13 protein-coding genes are annotated in these 15,175 nt (G+C 60.6%); 5 read left to right on the top strand and 8 right to left on the bottom strand.

All coding sequences use genetic code 11. The features are described 5' to 3' along the window. Positions 1–371 precede the first annotated feature (371 nt). Positions 372–1,448: an S-methyl-5-thioribose-1-phosphate isomerase gene (mtnA, locus tag FHK92_RS15485; RefSeq protein WP_181288833.1), complete on the bottom strand. Its 1,077-nt coding sequence runs from the start codon at positions 1,446–1,448 to the stop codon at positions 372–374. A 106-nt stretch (positions 1,449–1,554) separates the two neighbouring features. Here mtnA and FHK92_RS15480 point away from each other — a divergent pair, with 106 nt between their 5' ends. The 5 genes from FHK92_RS15480 to FHK92_RS15460 all read left to right on the top strand — a co-directional run bounded on the left by FHK92_RS15480 (position 1,555) and on the right by FHK92_RS15460 (position 6,527). Beyond that, positions 1,555–2,886, top strand: coding sequence for a TRZ/ATZ family hydrolase (locus FHK92_RS15480; RefSeq protein WP_181288832.1), 1,332 nt, complete (start codon positions 1,555–1,557; stop codon positions 2,884–2,886). A gap of 60 nt (positions 2,887–2,946) precedes the next feature. Continuing rightward, on the top strand, positions 2,947–3,645 hold the full coding sequence (ubiG, locus tag FHK92_RS15475; RefSeq protein ID WP_039588851.1) for a bifunctional 2-polyprenyl-6-hydroxyphenol methylase/3-demethylubiquinol 3-O-methyltransferase UbiG: 699 nt from the start codon (positions 2,947–2,949) through the stop codon (positions 3,643–3,645). A gap of 4 nt (positions 3,646–3,649) precedes the next feature. Then, positions 3,650–4,321, top strand: a complete 672-nt coding sequence (gene mupP / locus FHK92_RS15470) for an N-acetylmuramic acid 6-phosphate phosphatase MupP (RefSeq protein WP_181288831.1) — start codon at positions 3,650–3,652, stop codon at positions 4,319–4,321. 182 nt (positions 4,322–4,503) lie between these two features. Further along, entirely contained in the window at positions 4,504–5,244 is a 741-nt protein-coding gene (locus FHK92_RS15465; protein ID WP_181288830.1) for a YciK family oxidoreductase, read from the top strand. A 356-nt stretch (positions 5,245–5,600) separates the two neighbouring features. Beyond that, positions 5,601–6,527: a GGDEF domain-containing protein gene (locus FHK92_RS15460; protein ID WP_181288829.1), complete on the top strand. Its 927-nt coding sequence runs from the start codon at positions 5,601–5,603 to the stop codon at positions 6,525–6,527. 597 nt (positions 6,528–7,124) lie between these two features. On the opposite strand, the gene FHK92_RS15455 is transcribed toward FHK92_RS15460, so the two are convergent. The 7 genes from FHK92_RS15455 to FHK92_RS15425 all read right to left on the bottom strand — a co-directional run bounded on the left by FHK92_RS15455 (position 7,125) and on the right by FHK92_RS15425 (position 14,988). Further along, positions 7,125–7,895 carry a TenA family transcriptional regulator gene (locus tag FHK92_RS15455; protein WP_219916076.1) on the bottom strand — a complete coding sequence of 257 codons (771 nt, stop codon included), beginning with the start codon at positions 7,893–7,895 and terminating at the stop codon, positions 7,125–7,127. Between the two features lie 79 nt (positions 7,896–7,974). Beyond that, positions 7,975–10,434, bottom strand: a complete 2,460-nt coding sequence (locus FHK92_RS15450) for an EAL domain-containing protein (protein WP_181288827.1) — start codon at positions 10,432–10,434, stop codon at positions 7,975–7,977. 190 nt (positions 10,435–10,624) lie between these two features. Beyond that, positions 10,625–12,520 carry an ABC transporter ATP-binding protein gene (locus FHK92_RS15445; RefSeq protein WP_258232671.1) on the bottom strand — a complete coding sequence of 632 codons (1,896 nt, stop codon included), beginning with the start codon at positions 12,518–12,520 and terminating at the stop codon, positions 10,625–10,627. Continuing rightward, a complete protein-coding gene (locus FHK92_RS15440; RefSeq protein ID WP_181288865.1) occupies positions 12,450–13,052 on the bottom strand; it encodes a DsbA family protein in 603 nt (200 codons plus the stop codon). The genes FHK92_RS15445 and FHK92_RS15440 overlap by 71 nt, the downstream gene beginning before the upstream one ends. Before the next feature lie 36 nt (positions 13,053–13,088). Further along, positions 13,089–14,030 carry an oxygen-dependent tRNA uridine(34) hydroxylase TrhO gene (gene trhO, locus FHK92_RS15435; RefSeq protein ID WP_181288826.1) on the bottom strand — a complete coding sequence of 314 codons (942 nt, stop codon included), beginning with the start codon at positions 14,028–14,030 and terminating at the stop codon, positions 13,089–13,091. Positions 14,031–14,148: 118 nt separating this feature from the next. Then, a complete protein-coding gene (locus tag FHK92_RS15430; protein WP_041024552.1) occupies positions 14,149–14,448 on the bottom strand; it encodes a BolA family protein in 300 nt (99 codons plus the stop codon). A gap of 12 nt (positions 14,449–14,460) precedes the next feature. Further along, on the bottom strand, positions 14,461–14,988 hold the full coding sequence (locus tag FHK92_RS15425) for a DUF2059 domain-containing protein (RefSeq protein ID WP_181288825.1): 528 nt from the start codon (positions 14,986–14,988) through the stop codon (positions 14,461–14,463). Positions 14,989–15,175: the final 187 nt, after the last annotated feature.

Here is a 15,175-nt window from a genome sequence, read left to right as displayed (position 1 = left end):
AACAAATGCCATGCAGCGACTTACGACAAATCAACGAGTTATGCCATGGATCTGCGCAGTAAAGGCCACCTCGCGAGGCAGCCTTGGAAACCGCCGGATGTTATCACAAGAGCCGCCACGCACCTATCCCCCAGATGCGCATGGTGTGTAGTTAGTTGACCGATGACAGGCTGGAATGGGACGAGAGAGGCTCAGAGGCGCCGGGAATGGCAATTCGTGGCTGTTTTGACTTATTTTCAGGCTTTGCCGGCCCCATCGCGAGCAAGCTCGCTCCCACAGGGATCGTTGTGTGCCTGGATTTCAGGCACGCCGCGCATCCCATGTGGGAGCGAGCTTGCTCGCGATGGGGCCAGCTCAGGCGCCGAAAGCCTTCAATGCAACCGCTTGCGACACATCAACTGCGCCATCTTCGCTGCATCCGGCCGTTCGACGATGCCCTTCTCCGTCACGATCGCATCGATCAGGTCCGCCGGGGTCACGTCGAATACTGGATTGAACGCATCGGCATCCGCCCCGACCCGTTTGCCGCCGACTTCCAGCAATTCGCGGCCATCACGCTCTTCGATCGGAATGTCGTCGCCACTGGCCAGGTTCATGTCGATGGTCGAGCTCGGCGCCACTACCATGAAGCGCACGCCGTGGTGCATGGCACAGACGGCCAGTTGATAGGTGCCGATCTTGTTCGCCACGTCGCCATTGGCGGTGATGCGGTCGGCGCCGACGATTACCCAGGTCACGCCCTTGGTCTTCATGATGTGGGCGGCAGCGGAGTCAGCGTTGAGTGTCACCGGAATGCCTTCGTTCGCCAGCTCCCACGCAGTCAGGCGAGAACCTTGCAGCCATGGACGGGTCTCGTCAGCATAGACGCGCTCGACCATTCCCTCGATGAACGCCCCGCGAATCACCCCAAGGGCCGTACCAAAGCCACCGGTGGCCAGGGCGCCGGTGTTGCAATGGGTCAGGATGGCCTGGGCGTTGCCCTGGTGCTTGCGGATCAGGTCGACGCCGAGCTGAGCCATGGTCAGGTTGGCTTCGCGATCGCTTTCATGAATCGCGATGGCCTCCGCCTCAAGGACCGCCAAAGGGTCGGCCTGCTCCTTGAGGCGCGCCAATCGGTCGCGCATGCGATCCAGCGCCCAGAACAGATTGACCGCCGTCGGCCGGGAATCGGCCAGCAAGGCGAAATCCGCCTCCAGCGCCGCCTGCCAGTCACCGCCATCGGCCAACCGCGCCCGCGCCGCCAACACGACGCCATACGCCGCACTGATGCCGATCGCCGGCGCGCCGCGCACCACCATGGAACGGATGGCCTCGGCCACGCCGGCCGCACTGGTATAGGCGATCCAGTTTTCCTCGAACGGCAAAACACGCTGATCCAGCAGATAAAGAGCGCCATCGCGCCAATCGATGGCCTTCACCTTCTCCGCAGCCAACAGTCGATCGCGCATCCTTCACCCCGCACTCATGAACAAAAGCCGCCGATTATAGCGATCCCTCCGCGAAGACGCTCGGGTATACTTCGCCATCCTTTATAACCCATGGAACCGTTCTACGATGCCCAAGCCTGCCGTTGCGCTCGACCTATTATTGCTGCCGACCTGGTTGGTGCCTGTCGAACCCGCCGGCGTCGTGCTCAAGGACCATGGTCTGGGCATCCGTGATGGCTGCATCGTGTTCATCGGTCCACGGGCCGAGGCCTTGAAGTGCGACGCCACGGAGGTCCGCGAACTGCCTGGCATGTTGCTCAGCCCGGGCCTGATCAATGCCCATGGCCACGCGGCGATGACGCTGTTCCGTGGCCTGGCGGATGATTTGCCGCTGATGACCTGGCTCGAACAGCACATCTGGCCCGCCGAGGGCAAATGGGTCGATGAAGATTTCGTCCGCGACGGCACCGACCTGGCGATCGCCGAGCAGATCCAGGGCGGCATCACCTGTTTCTCCGACATGTACTTCTACCCCAAGGTTGCCAGCGACCGCGTCCATAACAGCGGCATCCGCGCGCAAATTGCCATCCCGATCCTCGACTTTCCGATACCCGGCGCCGCCAGCGCCGATGAAGCCATTCGTCAGGGCATCGAGCTGTTTGGCGATCTCAAGCATCATCCGCGGATCAAAGTCGCATTCGGCCCGCACGCGCCGTACACCGTGGGCGACGAGAACCTGGAAAAAATCCGGGTGATCGCCGAGGAACTGGACGCGGCCGTTCACATGCACGTTCACGAAACCGCCTTCGAAGTGCAGCAGGCTGTGGATAACACAGGCGAGCGGCCGATGGCCCGATTGGCGCGACTTGGCTTGTTGGGACCGCGCTTCCAGGCGGTGCACATGACTCAGGTCAGCGACGAGGACCAGGCCCTGCTGGTAGAACACAACTGCAGCGTGATCCATTGCCCGGAATCGAACTTGAAGCTGGCCAGCGGTTTCTGCCCGGTGGAACGCCTGTGGCAGGCCGGCGTCAACGTCGCGGTCGGCACGGACGGCGCGGCCAGCAACAATGACTTGGACCTGCTGGGTGAAACCCGCACCGCCGCCCTGCTGGCAAAAGCCGTCGCCGGCTCGGCCACCGCGCTGGATGCCCATCGGGCCTTGCGCATGGCCACGCTCAATGGCGCGCGGGCGCTGGGTATCGAGTCGATCGTCGGTTCGCTGGAAGTCGGCAAGGCTGCCGACCTGGTGGCCTTCGACCTGTCCGGCCTGGCGCAACAACCGGTCTATGACCCGGTTTCACAGCTGATCTACGCCACCGGCCGCCATTGCGTGAAACACCTGTGGGTGGCCGGCAAGCCGTTGCTGGAGGACGGTCGCCTGACTCGCATGGACGAGGCGCAACTGACCGCCACGGCCCAGGCCTGGGGCCGTCGGGTGAGCGGCCAGAACGAATAGCACGCCCCTTGAGCCACGGCTCGGGGTCACTGATTTTTCAAGTTTTTCGAGGATCTGCACATGAGCAACGTCGACCACGCTGAAATTGCCAAGTTCGAAGCCCTGGCCCATCGCTGGTGGGACCGCGAGAGCGAATTCAAACCGCTGCACGACATCAACCCGCTGCGGGTCAACTGGATTGACGAGCGGGTCAGCCTGGCCGGCAAGAAGGTCCTCGATGTCGGTTGTGGTGGCGGCATCCTCAGTGAAGCCATGGCCCTGCGCGGCGCCACGGTCATGGGCATCGACATGGGCGAGGCGCCGCTGGCGGTTGCGCAATTGCATCAACTGGAGTCCGGCGTCAGCGTGGAATATCGGCAGATCACTGCCGAAGCCCTGGCCGAGGAAATGCCCGGGCAGTTCGACGTCGTCACCTGCCTGGAGATGCTGGAGCACGTGCCAGACCCTTCGTCGGTCATCCGCGCCTGCTTCCAGATGGTCAAGCCAGGTGGCCAGGTGTTTTTCTCCACCATCAACCGCAACCCGAAGGCGTACCTGTTCGCGATCATCGGCGCCGAATACATCATGAAGCTGCTGCCACGCGGCACCCACGACTTCAAGAAATTCATCCGGCCTTCCGAACTCGGCGCCTGGAGCCGCATGGCCGGGTTGACCGTCAAGGACATCATTGGCCTGACTTACAACCCGCTGACCAAGCACTACAAGCTGGCCGCCGACGTTGACGTCAACTACATGATCCAGACCCTGCGCGAGGAATAAGTCGATGCGTCTCAAAGCGGTTCTCTTCGACATGGACGGCACGCTGCTCGACACCGCGCCAGACTTCATCGCCATCTGCCAGGCCATGCGCGCCGACCGTGGCCTGCCGCCGATGAACACCCAGCACATCCGCGACGAAATCTCCGGCGGTGCCCGGGCGATGGTCGCGGTGACGTTCTCGATGGACCCGGAATCACCGGGGTTCGAGGAACTGCGCCAGGAATTTCTCGATCGCTACCTCAAGGGTTGCGCGGTCCACAGCCATTTGTTCGATGGCATGGCCGAAGTGTTGGCCGACATCGAGGCGGCAAACCTCATCTGGGGCGTGGTCACCAACAAGCCGGTACGTTTTGCCGAGCCGATCATGCAGCAACTGGGTCTGGCCGAGCGTTCAAAAGTGCTGATCTGCCCTGACCATGTGAAAAACAGCAAGCCAGACCCCGAACCGTTGATCCTCGCGTGCAAGATGCTCGACCTGGACCCGGCCAGCGTGCTGTTCGTCGGCGATGACCTGCGGGACATCGAGTCCGGCCGCAGCGCCGGCACCAAAACCTGCGCGGTGACCTACGGCTATATCCATCCGGACGACAACCCAAAGCACTGGGGCGCGGATGTGGTGATCGACCATCCCCTGGCCCTGCGTGAAGTGCTGGATAACGCGCTGTGCAGTTGCTGAATTCGGCGAGACCGCTTTTGTGGCGAGGGAGCTTGCTCCCGCTCGGCGACGAAGTCGACGCCGATTAGCCCAGGGGGACCGCTTCGCGCTCCAGCGGGAGCAAGCTCCCTCGCCACAAAAGCTCCTGACCATGACTGCTCTGCCCGCACAGAACCGTGCCGCTTATTTGTTGAGGTTTCTTTATGTTCGACTACTCCGCCCGCCCCGACCTGCTCGAAGGCCGGATCATCCTGGTCACCGGTGCCGGCCGCGGTATCGGCGCCGCTGCCGCCAAGGCTTACGCGGCCCATGGCGCCACCGTGCTGTTATTGGGCAAGACCGAGGCCAATCTGACCCAGGTCTACGATGAAATCGAAGCGGCCGGTCATCCGCAGCCGGCGGTGATCCCCTTCAACCTCGAAACCGCGCTGCCCCATCAGTACGATGAACTGGCCGCCATGATCGAGACCGAGTTCGGCCACCTCGACGGCCTGCTGCACAACGCCTCGATCATCGGCCCACGCACGCCGCTAGAGCAGTTGTCCGGTGAGAATTTCATGCGCGTGATGCACGTAAACGTCAACGCCATGTTCATGCTCACCAGTACCCTGCTGCCACTGCTGAAGCTGTCCAAGGACGCGTCCGTGGTGTTCACCTCCAGCAGCGTCGGGCGCAAGGGCCGGGCGTATTGGGGCGCCTATGGCGTCTCCAAGTTCGCCACCGAAGGGCTGATGCAGACCCTCGCCGACGAAGTCGACACCGTTGCGCCAGTGCGCTCCAACAGCATCAACCCCGGCGCCACCCGCACCAGCATGCGGGCCCAGGCCTATCCTGGGGAGAACCCGCTCAACAACCCGACGCCCGAGGAGATCATGCCCGTCTACCTCTACCTCATGGGACCGGACAGCCAAGGCGTCAACGGCCAGGCGTTCAACGCGCAATAACTGCCCTCCTCTCGTCGCGGCGGTTTACCGTCGCGGCGCAATGTTTTCGATACCCCGCCCAAACGAAGCGCCAAGACCTCGTCGCCAGTTGCACGTCCGCCAACCGACTCCTGACCACAACCTATTGATTTAACGCCAGGTTTTATCCAGGTGAACCGAATGGCACGACTTTCGCTCTAAACATTTCCAGCACGCCATGACCGGCGAGCAGTGACATTGAAACGGGTAGCCGCCAGCCAGAGAAAGCGGACTAAACTCAAATCAATGTCCCTCGGGACTGATGGATCAGTACGACGCGTAGCCCAGTGCCGCTTCACCCGCCGGCCAGGATCGACTCAGTTAGGGGCTCACGCCATATGAAAACGCCCACGCAGACCAATGCGATCGACTTTGACAGCGCCAAGCTGCAGCGCCTGGGCCTTGCCCAGCCGTCGCCGCTCGTCGCGCGGCCGGTCAGCCTTTCCCAACTGCGCCAGCAATTGAGCCAGCAGTTGCAGACCACCCTGGAGCCGCAGCGGATCCTCGGCCTGTTCTTCCGCGAAGTGCAACGGCTGGTACCCCTGGATGCGTTGGCCTACCAGCACAAACCCAGCGACCTGCGCCTCGAATTCGGCCAGCGCGGGCATCACAGCCTCAGTTACAACCTTAGCCATGAAGGCGAACATTTGGGTGAACTGGTGTTCCGCCGCAACCAGCGCTTCGCCAATTCGGAGCAGAGCGATCTGGAGTCGATACTCTCCACACTGTTTTTCCCGCTGCGCAACGCCTTGCTCTATCGCGCCGCCACGCAAAGCGCCCTGCGCGATCCGCTGACTGGCACGGGCAACCGTATCGCCATGGACCAGACGCTGGAACGTGAGATCGACATGGCCAGGCGTCACATGCAGCCACTCTCGCTGTTGATGCTGGACATCGACCATTTCAAGCGGATCAATGACACTCACGGACACGGTGTCGGCGACGAAGTGCTCAAGGCCGTTGCCGACTCGATCAAGAACCAACTGCGCAATGTCGACATGGTGTTCCGGTTTGGCGGCGAAGAGTTCCTGATCCTGCTGGCCAACACCAGCCGGGATGCCGCGGCCATGGTTGGTGAACGGCTGCGTTATGCCGCCCAGACCCAGGACTATTTCGCCGGTGGAACGAGGATCGAACTGACCGTCAGCCTCGGATGCGCGACATTGCTTCCGGGCGAGTCGGCCGAAAGCCTGGTGCGTCGAGCCGACAGTGCGCTGTACGTGGCCAAGCGCGAGGGCCGGAATCGGCTGACCATGGCGGGCTGAGGCACGCCGAACCCTCGCCTTCGCGAGCAGGCTCGCTCCCACAAGGGATCTGCGGCAGACTTGGAATTTCTGGACTCCACAAAAACCAATGTGGGAGCGAGCTTGCTCGCGAAAGGGCCAGATCAGTCAACACAAGGTCGACAGTCAGACCGCTTTCGCGAGCAAGCTCGCTCCCACAAGGGATTGGCGCTGCGCTTGAAACTTCCGGCCACCACAAAACCAATGTGGGAGCGAGCTTGCTCGCGAAAGGGCCAGATCAGTCAACGCAAGGTTGATGGTCAGACCGCTTTCGCGAGCAAGCTCGCTCCCACAAGGGAATGGCGGTGCACTTGAAACTCACGGTCACCACAAAACCAATGTGGGAGCGAGCTTGCTCGCGAAGAGGCCAGATCAGTCAACGCAAGGTTGATGGTTAGACCGCTTTCGCGAGCAAGCTCGCTCCCACAAGGAATGGCGGTGCACTTGAAACTCACGGTCACCACAAAACCAATGTGGGAGCGAGCTTGCTCGCGAAGAGGCCAGATCAGTCAACGCAAGGTTGATGGTCAGACCGCTTTCGCGAGCAAGCTCGCTCCCACAGGGTCAAGCTATTGGGGATCAGCTACTCGCCAACGCCAGGCGTTCACGGCTGGGCGCGGTTTTCTCTACGACGCCCGAATGCTCCAGCTGCATGCATCGCTCCAGGAACAGATACATATAGTCATAGCTTTTGCAGACGGCCTGGCGCAGTTCCATCTGCAGCGACTTGCTCGGATTCATGCCGGCCAGGGTGCAGATGATTTCCAGCGCTTCCCAAGGGTGGGCATCGTCGTACTGGGCATGCATCTTCAGCCACTTCATGGCCCGCTTGCGGTCTTCCTCGGCGAATGCCGCGGCATAGACGCCACTGGAACAGACCACCGCCGACCACTCCCCGGTCGCGCCCTCGATGGCGTAGTTGGTCGCGGCAATCGCCACGATCAACGAGTCCGCCGAGCTGGTGTGCCAGCACCAATGACTCAGCGCATGCAGCTCAGGTGGCACCTGCTGCGCCTGCAGATCTTCGAGTGTCACGCCATGAGCGGCGCTCCAGTTCACCCAATAATCGGCATGATTGAGTTCGACACGAATGTTGCGCATCAGCCAGCGACGCGCCATGTCCTCGCCGGGATGGCGGGCAAAGCGGGTCTTGGTGAGGTTTTGTGCCATGTACAAGGCGAACTGTTCGACGACGGGCCAACCACCGATCAGGTAGTGGCGCATGGTCTTGGCGCTGAGCTTGTTGTCGCGCATGCGTTGATACAGCTCGTGTTCTACAACCCGGCGTTTGCTCTCGCCGCAATCTGCAATGAGCTGCTGTGCCCATTGCGGATAGCTCTTGGCGTCCATGAGCGGGCCTGTTCGGTTGAATGTGTCGATCACTGTCGGGCTCCTTTTGATTGTGATTTTCTGCGGATCAACAAGAGTTTCAGCGGAACGTGCCGGGGGCCTTGAACAACAACGGCTGAGGCCTGGCCGGCCTACATTGCAACGTGTCACAGGTAAACATTTGTGGTCGCTCGATGACATACCCCTGAGCGTAATCCACGCCGATTTCCAACAATGCCTGCTCGATCTGGGCCGTTTCAACAAACTCGGCAATCGTACGCTTACCCATGACGTGGCCGATATGATTAATCACTTCGACCATTGCCCGGTTGATCGGGTCGTCCAGCATATCCTTTACGAAACTCCCGTCGATCTTCAAGAAGTCTACAGGTAAATGTTTCAAGTAAGCGAATGAAGACATTCCGGCACAAAAGTCGTCCAGCGAAAAATAACAGCCCAAACCTTTGAGTTCATTGATAAAGCGGATCGCGCTACCCAGATTCGAAATGGCGCTGGTCTCGGTAATTTCAAAACAAATCATTTCCGGCGGGATCGAGTACGCCGCGAACTGTTTACGCAAGAAGTCCAGGAACGCCTGATCTCCTATAGTAGTGCCTGACAGATTAATCGCACACATCGCCAACGGGCCTTGCCGGGATTCGTTCAGGCATTGGCGAATGATCTTAAAGACGTTCTCCACCACCCATCGGTCCAGGGAAGTCATCAAACCATAGCGTTCCGCCGCCGGAATGAAGCTGTCAGGCAGAATCATCCGCCCGGCCTCGTCATGCAGGCGCAGCAGTATTTCGATATGCCCACCGCCATGATCCCCCGGACCCAATGCCGCGATCTCCTGGGCGTAAAGGCAGAAACGGTTTTCCTCCAGGGCCATGTGCAAGCGCTGCACCCAGGCCATCTCGCCGAAGCGCAGGGATAACTCCGAGTCGTCGGCATGATAGACCTGGACTCGGTTGCGTCCCTTTTCCTTGGCCATGTAGCAGGCCATGTCGGCGGCACGCAGGGAGGCTTCCAGCGTCGTCGGGCTCTGGGCGATATGCACCAGGCCGATGCTCACGGTGGTCACGAATGGCCGGCCTTTCCACACGAAATGCAGGTTCTGCACGGTCTGACGCAGGCCTTCGGCAATTTTCTCCGCGGCCTCCGGCGAGCAGTTTTCCAACAGAATGCCGAACTCATCGCCGCCCAATCGCGCCAGCGTGTCGTTTTCCCGCAAACCCGATTGCAGCAAGGCGCAGATATGTCGCAACAACTCGTCACCGGCAGCATGGCCACAGGTGTCGTTGACCAGCTTGAATTGATCCAGGTCGAGAAACATAAGGGCGTGGCGCCCGACCTGGCGGGTCAGGTTATGCAGGGCTTGCTCGAGGCGGTATTCGAATTCGCGGCGGTTCGCCAGGCCGGTCAAGGCATCGTGAGTGGCCTGCCAGGACAGATTGGCAATGTACTGGCGTTCCTGGGTCATGTCGTGCAGCACCAGCACCGCGCCACTGACCTTGCCAGCGTGGCGGATCGGCGCCCCCACCAGGGTGACCGACACCGTGCTGCCGTCCAGACGCTGGATCAACTTGGAGTGCTCGCTGCCGCCACCCAACCGTCCGCTCAGGATATGCTCGATCAAGGTCAGCCCTTCAGTCTGGGCATTGTCGTCGAGCAGATTGAACAACGCCGCCAGGGGAAGCCCCGTGGCGTGCTCGGCTTTCCAGTGGGTCATCGCTTCCGCGGCGGGGTTCATGTAGGCAATGGCGCCCTCGACGTCGGTGGTGATCACGCCGTCGCCAATCGATTGCAAGGTGATCTGGGCCCGTTCCTTCTCCAATTGAAGCGCATTGGCGAAGACCTGCCGCTGGGCCAGCAGCTTATGGGTGCGCAACAACGCGAGGACAATCAACCCAAGTGCCGTGGCGAAGTTGGTCACCAGCAACAAGCGCAGGATAAAACGCGACCCCTCGCCCAAGGCATCGCTGAAAGCCTTCGCGGCTGGGGTTACGGAATCGTTGATGGCAAAAATCTGCGCCTTCCAGCCACGGATGTCCGTTTCCGAAGCCTGGCCGGTGCTGATGTCGGCGTGCATCTGCCGGGCGACGTTGTTCAGTTCTATCAGGTAGCCATCCCCCACCGTCCAGAGGTCAATGGCTTCTTCCAGATAGCTGAAATGACGGAAATTGAGATATAGCCAGATGACGCTGGCTACGTCGTCGGGATGGTTGCCACCCTTGAGAATCCCGGCCCGCGCGGCCTCGAGATCAGGCGGCTGACGATCCAGTGCTACCCGCAGCTCGTGGCCGCCCTCGGGCACGGCGATGGCTTGCTGGTATTTGCGAAAGATCGCCTCGTCGCGGCTGTCGGCGTAGAGATTGAGGTAATAAATGGCGTCTTTCTGGCCCTTGGACCAAAGGCTTTCCCCTGCCACATAACCGCGAACTGCCGACAATACGTAAAGACTGACGCCTCCAAGCAAGGCTTGAAATAGCACAACGGCAATAAAAGGCCAGACGATGCCCAACAACCGTGGCGTTCCGAGAGTCCGCTTTTGCTTCATGAGGTCCCTTGTACAGGCATTGCCATTGAGCACCCGCGAGAATTCCGCTCCTGATTCCACAGCCTAGGCTAGTTTTCAATCCTTCGAATGAAGGGATGATCGGATCGCCTGGCTTTAGGTGGAGATTTGGCAAAATCGGGGGATTTGGCTGATTTTTTTCCGATACTAAGCACAGAAAATCGCAGGAAACTCAAGGTCGCTGTATTTGTTGCAAATGACCGTAGAGCCTTGCGTACAAACCGCCCTCGGCAATCAGTTGCAAATGGTCGCCGTCTTCAGCGATTTGCCCGCCGTCGAATACCAATACTCGGTCCGCCTGTTTCACCGCCGACAACCGATGGGCGATGATCAAAGTGGTACGCCCATTCAGGAACCGCGCCATTGCTTGATGAAGGTTGTACTCGGTGGCGGCGTCCAGCGCCGATGTCGCTTCGTCGAGAATCACCACCCGTGGATCGGCCAGTATCATGCGGGCGATAGCCAGTCGCTGGCGCTGCCCGCCCGAAAGCCTGACTCCGGAACGTCCGACAACACTCTCCAAACCCGCGGGAAGCGCTCGTACCGTGGCGTCGAGCTGGGCAATTTCCAATGCCCGCCAGCAGGCCTCGTCACTGCAGTCGCGACCCATGGAAAGGTTGGCCCGCACCGTGTCGTTGAAGAGCGCCGGATGCTGGAGCACCACCGCGACGTTTTCGCGGATGGTTTCGAGGCCGATTTCCTGCTGCGTCGCACCACCAAAGCGGATACGGCCAGCCTGGGGGGTATAGAGCCCCAACAGCAGTTGCACCAACGTGCTTTTACCGCCACCGCTGGCGCCAACGATAGCGACCTTCTCACCCGGCGCAATGGACAGGTTCAATTGATTGAGAACCATCTCCTCGCCATAGCCGAACCTGAGTCCTTGAATATCGATACCGACGGTGTCACGCCCCTTGAACGGGTCGACGCCGCCGCTGTAGCGAGGCTCATCGGCCCGGGCCAGCAGTTCGTTGATACGGTTCAGGGCTCCGCCCGCTGCGTAAAAGGCGTATTGCAGGTTCAGCAGTTGCTCGACCGGACCAATCATGAACCATAAGTAGCTGAACACCGCCAACATCTGGCCGATGGACAGGTCGGAAAACAGCACGGTTAGCATGGCCGCGGCGCGAAAGATATCGATGCCGAACTGGAACAACAGGCCGCTGGCACGGTTCGAGGCGTCGGTTTTCCACTGCGAATTTACCGCGTAATCACGCACTTCCCTGGCGCGCATCCCCAGCCGCCCGAGGAAAAAACCCTGGCGATTCCCGGCGCGCACTTCCTGTATCGCGTCCAGGGTTTCGGTCAGGGCCTGGGTGAAGCGCGAGGTGCTGTCGTTCTCGAGTTTCTTCAGGTGCTTGACCCGTTTGCCCAACTGCACCGTGGCGTAGATCACCAATGGGTTGAACAACAGGATCAGCAGCGCCAGCTTCCAGTGCATCCACATCAGGATGCTGGCAGTGCCCACTAGCGTCAGCATGGCGACCAGGAAGCGACTAAGGGTTTCGCCCACAAACTTGTCGAGGGTGTCCAGATCGGTCACCAGGTGCGTGGTCACGGTACCGCTGCCCAGGCTTTCGTATTCCTTCAATGAAATTCGCTTGAGGCGTTCGATCAGCCGGATGCGGACGCGATAGACGATGTCCTTGGCCAGGCTGGCGAACAGGCGCGCCTGCAGCACGTTGAACACCAAGGCGCAGCAGCGCAGCGCCAGGGTGACCAACAGCATCAGACCGATGTAGCCGGCAGCACTTTGCCAAGCAGCCGGCAGGGCGAGATTCATGACCTTCAACGCCGCATCGCCGTGGCCCAGCAGCACCTCATCCACCAACAGTGGCAACAGCAACGGGATGGGTACGCTGCACAAGGTGGCCAGCACGGCCACGCCATTGGCGATCCAGAGGGCTTTTTTATGTTTTAGGGCCAGGCGACGGATTTCTGCCCAGCTCAACCGATCGATAGGCGATGGGGCCGACGCGTTGGCGTTGGGCAGGTCATCAGGCACAGGTCGCCCGCTCCAACCAGCGTCCCAGCAACGGCGACAACTGCTCCAACGGCTGATAGCCATTGGTCAGCAGGGCCAATTGCCCGTCACGTTCGGCCAGCAGCGTGGGGAACCCGGCGATGCCAAGGTCTTGCACCCAAGTGAAATCCGCAGCAGTAGCGGCATGTTGGTCGGCACGGTCGAATGCCGCGGCGAACTCGATCCGCGGCAGTCCGGCCTGCTCGGCCAGCTCGACCAGGATGCTGGCGCGCGTCACGTCGCGACCTTCGACGTAAAAAGCGCGTTGGATCAACTTCACCAGATTCCAGGCCAGGTCCGGCGCCAGGCTGCGGGCGGTCACCAATGCCCGGCAAGCAGGCTCGGTGTCATAGACAAAACCGTCGGGCAATGCCCCTTCAAAGTTGAACGGCTGGCCGGTGGCCTGGGTGACGGCCTGCCAGTGTTCAAGAATGTAGCGCCGTGTCGTCGGCTCCAGGGCCGAGCCGCTGCCGGTGCGCAAGCCGCCCACCACCAGGTGCAACTCCACGCCTGCGGCCTGCGCCTGCTCGACCAATGCCTGCGCCACCGGAGCGAAGCCCCAGCACCAGGAACACATCGGGTCCATCACATATAGCAGGCGCGATGCCATGGCTTAAGCCTCGGAGGGTGATTGCTTGTAGTTGTAGCCGATCGGGTGAGGCATGTTGCGGGCCTTGGCCAGCTCGATCTGCTTTTGCCGGTCGATGGCGCTGCGACGGGTCTTCTCGCTCAGCTTGTCCCAGCAATGCGGGCAACTGATGCCCGGCACGTAGTGCTCCGACGCGCGATCTTCAACGCTAACCGGCGTACGGCACGCATGACATTGATCGTAGTCGCCTTCGCTGAGGTCGTGACGCACGGTCACGCGGTTGTCGAATACAAAGCAGTCGCCGCGCCATTTGGTTTCTTCCTGGGGTACCTCTTCGAGGTATTTCAGGATGCCGCCCTTGAGGTGATAGACCTCTTCGAAACCTTCGCCGAGCATGTAGCTCGAGGCTTTTTCACAGCGAATGCCACCGGTGCAAAACATCGCGACCTTCTTGTGCCGGGTCGGGTCGAAGTTGGCCTTGATGTACTCGGGGAATTCACGAAAGCTGGCGGTCTTGGGATCGACGGCGCCTTCGAAAGTGCCGATGGACACTTCGTAGTCATTGCGGGTATCGATCAACAGCACTTCCGGATCGCTGATCAGGGCGTTCCAATCCTGGGGTTCGACGTAGGTGCCAACCCGCTTGTTCGGGTCTACCCCTTCCACGCCGAGGGTGACGATTTCCTTCTTGAGCTTGACCTTGGTCCGGTAGAACGGCTGCTCATCGCAGTACGACTCTTTGTGGTCGATGTCGTCCATGCGCGGATCGTTCTTGAGCCAGGCCATCAAGCCGTCGATCCCCTCGCGGGTGCCGGAAACGGTGCCGTTGATGCCTTCTTCGGCGATCAGCAGCGTGCCTTTGATGCCGTTGTCGAGCATGGCCTTGAGCAGGGGCTCGCGCAGCTCGACGTAATCTTCCAGGGTGACGAACTTATACAGTGCCGCCACGACAATGGGTGGTGTCATGGGTATTTCTCCAGGTGGCTACCCTCGCAAAGGGTGAACCGGATACGAAAAAAAACGCGCCGGGTGAGCGGCGCGTTGCGGATTCTAGCAAAAACAATGTGGCTTTAGGAGCAGAGCCTTAGTGCTTGCTACCGCCGGCACAGGTCGGCGAAGCCGGGGCCGCGTCGATCTGTGCCCACTCTTCAGGCGTGTAGGTGTGCAGCGCCAGCGCGTGGAATTCGCCCATCAGTTCGCCCAGCGTGCCGTAGACCTTCTGGTGACGCTTGACCCGATTGAGCCCTTCGAACTGCCGGCTGACCACCACCGCCTTGAAATGGGTTTGCAACCCACGGCTGTGCATGTGGCTCTCGTCCAGCACTTGCAGGTGCTCGGGCTGCAACAGCCCGAGGGTCGATTCAATGCGTTGTTGCATGCTCATGCCGGGCTCCGCTTATGGCTTTTTCTTGGCCGGGGCCGGGGCGGCGGCTTTTGGTTCGAGTTCGGCAGTCATGTCCGACAGCAGCTTGTTGACCACCGGTACCGCGCTTTCAAGCTTGGCCTGGGTCAATTGAGCCGACTGCTGGGTCAGCTGTGGCATTTTTTCCAGGACTTTCTTGCCCAGGGGAGACTGATAGAAGGACACCAGGTCCTTGAGCTCCGATTCGCTGAAGTTGCTGGTGTAGAGCTTGACCATGTCCGGCTTGAGCTTGTTCCAGCCGATGGCCTGGTCCAGCGCGGCGTTGGCCTTGGCCTGGTAAGTCTCCAGGGTGGCTTTTTTCGATTCCGGAGCCTTGGTCTGCTCGAAGCGCTGGGCAAACATCTGCTGCACTTGCATGTACACCGGGGTACCCAGCTTGTCGGCGTGCGCCAGGGTCAGGAACGCTTCGGCACTGGCGTTGTGGCTGGCGGTATCGGCGAGGACAGGGCCGCTGGCACACACCAGAGCAACTGCGGTACAGATGGCACGAAGACGGGTCATCGAGTTTCCTTATCTAACAGGCGAGGTAAAACCCCAAGGGCGACCATTCTGCGCCTAAAAAACGCCGGGGCTCAACCCCGACCCTTGGCGGGTCCGATTGACGGACCGAACCGCACGCTCCTAGATTGGAGGGGATTGAGGGAACCGCCAACGCCCACCAGGGCCTAAACTGCGCATTCAGCCTTAC

It is taken from the genome of Pseudomonas brassicacearum subsp. neoaurantiaca (genome assembly GCF_013608025.1).
In the GTDB taxonomy this organism is placed as follows: domain Bacteria; phylum Pseudomonadota; class Gammaproteobacteria; order Pseudomonadales; family Pseudomonadaceae; genus Aquipseudomonas.
Note: the sequence above shows the minus strand (reverse complement) of the source record. Positions and strands in the feature narration are given on the sequence as shown.

Excerpts from the sequence above, each read along its gene's own strand:
- mtnA (WP_181288833.1), bottom strand. The coding sequence starts at position 1,448 with ATGCGCGATCGACTGTTGGCTGCGGAGAAGGTGAAGGCCATCGATTGG.
- FHK92_RS15480 (WP_181288832.1), top strand. The coding sequence starts at position 1,555 with ATGCCCAAGCCTGCCGTTGCGCTCGACCTATTATTGCTGCCGACCTGG.
- ubiG (WP_039588851.1), top strand. The coding sequence starts at position 2,947 with ATGAGCAACGTCGACCACGCTGAAATTGCCAAGTTCGAAGCCCTGGCC.
- mupP (WP_181288831.1), top strand. The coding sequence starts at position 3,650 with ATGCGTCTCAAAGCGGTTCTCTTCGACATGGACGGCACGCTGCTCGAC.
- FHK92_RS15465 (WP_181288830.1), top strand. The coding sequence starts at position 4,504 with ATGTTCGACTACTCCGCCCGCCCCGACCTGCTCGAAGGCCGGATCATC.
- FHK92_RS15460 (WP_181288829.1), top strand. The coding sequence starts at position 5,601 with ATGAAAACGCCCACGCAGACCAATGCGATCGACTTTGACAGCGCCAAG.
- FHK92_RS15455 (WP_219916076.1), bottom strand. The coding sequence starts at position 7,895 with ATGGACGCCAAGAGCTATCCGCAATGGGCACAGCAGCTCATTGCAGAT.
- FHK92_RS15450 (WP_181288827.1), bottom strand. The coding sequence starts at position 10,434 with ATGAAGCAAAAGCGGACTCTCGGAACGCCACGGTTGTTGGGCATCGTC.
- FHK92_RS15445 (WP_258232671.1), bottom strand. The coding sequence starts at position 12,520 with ATGGCTATCAGCCGTTGGAGCAGTTGTCGCCGTTGCTGGGACGCTGGT.
- FHK92_RS15440 (WP_181288865.1), bottom strand. The coding sequence starts at position 13,052 with ATGTGTTCCTGGTGCTGGGGCTTCGCTCCGGTGGCGCAGGCATTGGTC.
- trhO (WP_181288826.1), bottom strand. The coding sequence starts at position 14,030 with ATGACACCACCCATTGTCGTGGCGGCACTGTATAAGTTCGTCACCCTG.
- FHK92_RS15430 (WP_041024552.1), bottom strand. The coding sequence starts at position 14,448 with ATGAGCATGCAACAACGCATTGAATCGACCCTCGGGCTGTTGCAGCCC.
- FHK92_RS15425 (WP_181288825.1), bottom strand. The coding sequence starts at position 14,988 with ATGACCCGTCTTCGTGCCATCTGTACCGCAGTTGCTCTGGTGTGTGCC.